This is a genomic window from Edaphobacter sp., from assembly GCF_035532915.1.
GTDB lineage: Bacteria > Acidobacteriota > Terriglobia > Terriglobales > Acidobacteriaceae > Edaphobacter.
Window position 1 is genome coordinate 1 of sequence record NZ_DATKQC010000210.1, and the last position, 3,360, is coordinate 3,360.

At 55.9% G+C, this 3,360-nt stretch carries 4 protein-coding genes; all 4 read right to left on the reverse strand.

The genetic code is table 11. The features are described 5' to 3' along the window. Nucleotides 1-1,224, reverse strand: a 1,224-nt coding sequence (locus VMU57_RS10270) for a hypothetical protein (RefSeq protein ID WP_325383069.1), incomplete at its 3' end; no start/stop codon positions are given. Then, nucleotides 1,224-1,526 (reverse strand): VirB3 family type IV secretion system protein, encoded by a 303-nt coding sequence (locus tag VMU57_RS10275; protein ID WP_325383071.1) that lies wholly within the window; start codon nt 1,524-1,526, stop codon nt 1,224-1,226. The genes VMU57_RS10275 and VMU57_RS10270, both read right to left, overlap by 1 nt. Nucleotides 1,527-1,583: 57 nt before the next feature. Next, a complete protein-coding gene (locus VMU57_RS10280; protein ID WP_325383073.1) occupies nt 1,584-1,919 on the reverse strand; it encodes a TrbC/VirB2 family protein in 336 nt (111 codons plus the stop codon). A gap of 128 nt (nt 1,920-2,047) precedes the next feature. Continuing rightward, nucleotides 2,048-3,016, reverse strand: a complete 969-nt coding sequence (locus VMU57_RS10285) for a LysR family transcriptional regulator (RefSeq protein ID WP_325383075.1) — start codon at nt 3,014-3,016, stop codon at nt 2,048-2,050. Between the last annotated feature and the right edge of the window lie 344 nt (nt 3,017-3,360).

Sequence of the window (3,360 nt, forward strand, 5' to 3'; positions counted from 1 at the left end):
GTAGTTCCCGGGAATCGTGGCAAAGTAGGCATTGAGCTGGTTGGAGGTTTCCGCGAAGAGATCGCCGTCCGCATTGGTGAAGACGCCCGTGAACTCGCCGACCAGCTGATCCAGCTCCGATTTCGAGTGGCCATAGAGAACGATGGTCAGCGAGAAGTCGCCCAACGACTGACCGTCGCCCAATGCCCGCAGGCAATCGCCGAGATTCTCGATGTCCGCCTGCTTTGACTCATCGACCAGCACATCGCGGGGACTGGTCTTGGCCGGGTCGTTGCCGATCTGCGAGACGAAGCCGGTCTTCGACATATTGAAGTGGCGGCGGCGCTTGTTGACTTCCTTGCGAGCTTTGTCCATGGCGAGAGGAGTCCATTCGGTCACGACATAGAAGTTCGCGGGGATCTTCAGCAGCGCGTCCAGCACCAGAGGCCGCGTTTCCGTGATGCTTTCTTTCATGGTCAGCACGCGGACGGCGTGATCGCCCACGCGAAGATGGTCGCGCTCGGCCTCGATGTTGGAGTTGACCACCTGATAGTCAAGGAACTGCGTGGACTGCGGACTCCCCGCAATCCGCCACTCGTCATAATTGAGAAGCCTGCGAAAGAAAGTGAACTGGCCCTCGCGGTCCAGCACTTCCATCTGCAAGAAGTCGGCGAGTTGACGGACGAATGCCTGCGTCCGCTGTTCGAGCCGCGCCAAGTCATGCTCGATTTGCGAGCGGAGCAGCGTCTTCATGCTGTTATTGGTGAACTGCGCCCGCAGTTCTTCCATTGCTCCGGCCGGATCGCGGAGAAGACGACTAAGCGCAGCGCCCAGGCCGGTCTTCGAACGTGCGCCTTCGAGCAATATGCAATAGAAGATTTCAACCTGATAGAGATGGTCCCGCTTCTGCTCGAAGAACTCCTTGCGCTGCTCGATGGCCGCCTGCACTATGAGATCGTCATAGCTGGCAAAGGGAATCTCAGGCCGGTTCTGCTTGAAGAGATACTGATACAGATGGAAGCCGGGGCCGAAGTGCTTGAGCGCGGCTTCAAGCCGCTTGACCGCATATTCCTGTCCGGCATGGTCCAGGCTCTCGTAGTCCACGCCGGGAACACGAAGCACCATACCGAGGTCGCCGCTCTTGGTGAGGAAGGTCGTCTCATTCCAAAAGCCATAGAGATTGATGTGGGCGTTCAAGCTTGCAGCCTGATTCCACGGCTTGATGACTCTGTCGACGCGGAACATCAGACCACCTCCACACGAGGAACACTTTGCTTGGCTGCGTCGTAGCGCAGTTTGTACTTTTCAGATTTGGCAAGGATACGGAGAAACGCGGGATCACTGTTCGTGACCCAATGGCCAAACACGAAGCCGCCGATGAATACAGCAATGCCGGCAAGAATCGAATTAAAGAGATTGAATGCGCCCACGGCTCCGACGCAAACGAAATAGAACAGTGTCCGGTCGACTCCAAGGTAGGTGAGGGGCTTATGCAGGCTCTTGAAGACCCGATTGGTGCGTCTTGGTTGTGGCTTCATGTCTGCCATAAGCCCCTCGTTGTGCTCGCTGCGATGGATGGTTGAGAGTGGACGGGCGAGGTGTGCTTACACACCCCAAAGCCAACTCAGGACGTTCACAGCGAGAACGGCAATGCCAGTTCCGGCAGCGACACCCGCAAGAGCCTTCTTTGCGCCTGGTTCGCCATGCGCGAAGCCGTAACCGCCGATCACAATGGCGATGAGACTTGCGACCTTGGCGACCGTACCTGTGAACAGGTTTTGCAGATTGGCGAAACCGGTATCGAATGGCGAACCGGTCTGCGCATGTGCCGCCAAAGGGAGGAGACATAGACCGAGGACCACAAAGCTCATCGGCTTGAGTGTCTTCGCGAGTTGGCAAGCGATACGGAGACGGAATATGGAACGAATCTTGCTGGACATCGGCACCTCCAACGACCGTTTTCAGTCGTGATATGCCGTGAGAGTAGGAACGGATTTGTGGCCCGTCCAATACTTGTTTCCTATGGGGTCATAGCGGCGGCCTATGACCTGCGAATATCCGAAAACATTCAGCCGAACATTTGAAGCTGACCCAATTCCGGATCGACAACTCGTTCGCTTGGCCGCTTCCGGCCAGGCATGTCTTCCATATCGGTACACACCTTGGCCAATCGGTATGCGAGCAGCGGAAGGACTGGCCGCTGTTGCGCTGGATGACACACGAACGCTGTCTTAATTCGGAGAGCAAGACCTTCGATCCTGCGGCGTGTAAGTTCCGCATCGAGCGGCACCTTGCCTCGCAGCAATCCAAATCCAGCCTTTTCCTTGACCAGAAACTGCAACTCAGAGGGAGCCGAAACAAAATCCGATGGCTGCAAATTTATCCCAGCCTTAGCGAACTTTCGCATCAGCTCGTCATAGAGCAACGGGTGATGCCTTCGGTCGAAGAACACCTTTAGCCGATTCTGAATCTCCGATCTAGGAATGCTTTTCCCCTGAGCAAGCGGATCATCGGCGCGGAGGCAAACCAGTAGTTCCTCGGTGCAGACCAACTGCGCAAATAGGCCTTGTTCAGCGATGGGCATACTCAACAGAGCCGCGTCGAAACGGCCCTCTGCAACCATGGTTGCAAGTGGGCCCGAGCACTCGCTGGAGGGCTCAATTCGCCCTTCCGGCACCAGCTCGCGATAGCCTTTGAATGTTTCTCGCACGAATTCGTGATTGACAAAAGGTGAGTAGCCGAAACGAAGTGGCACCTGCACTCCGGAATGAACAAGAGATGTGTTCTGTACAGCGCGATCCCGCAACAATAGCATCTGTTTGGCGTGGGATAGGAAAGCGTGTCCGGCTGGCGTCAAGGTGGTTCCGGCCGGTCCGCGAATGAAGAGCTTCGCGCCAAGGCCATCTTCCAACTGTTTGATTTGGGCGCTCAGCGATGGTTGAGCAACATGAAGCCGTTCCGCAGCCCTGCCGAAGTTACACTCTTCCGCGATGGCAACGAAATAACGGAGATGACGGAACTCTGGTCCCTCGTACATCTTGCACCTGCCCTGGATCGTCTGCGGCCTCGATATCGGGGGGACCTCAGGTGATGCGTTAAGTTAGGTGCTGTAAGTAGCAGAAACGTTGCACAAAAAAGCGCAATATAGCTTCGGCTGCGCAACCTTTCCCAAAAATAGGTCTCCTGACTCGACGGGTCATCGACGGCAGCTATGACCCCATAGGTAAGAAGTATTGGACAAAAACCCCTTCCCCGCTACAGTCTGAAGCCAATCAATGCCGTGACGAGGCAATAGCCTCTGACTGCACAGATTACTCGGAGTCTCCTTACTCGGAGTCTCCTATGCCAAACGATCACATCACCGAAAGAAAACGCCCCGGC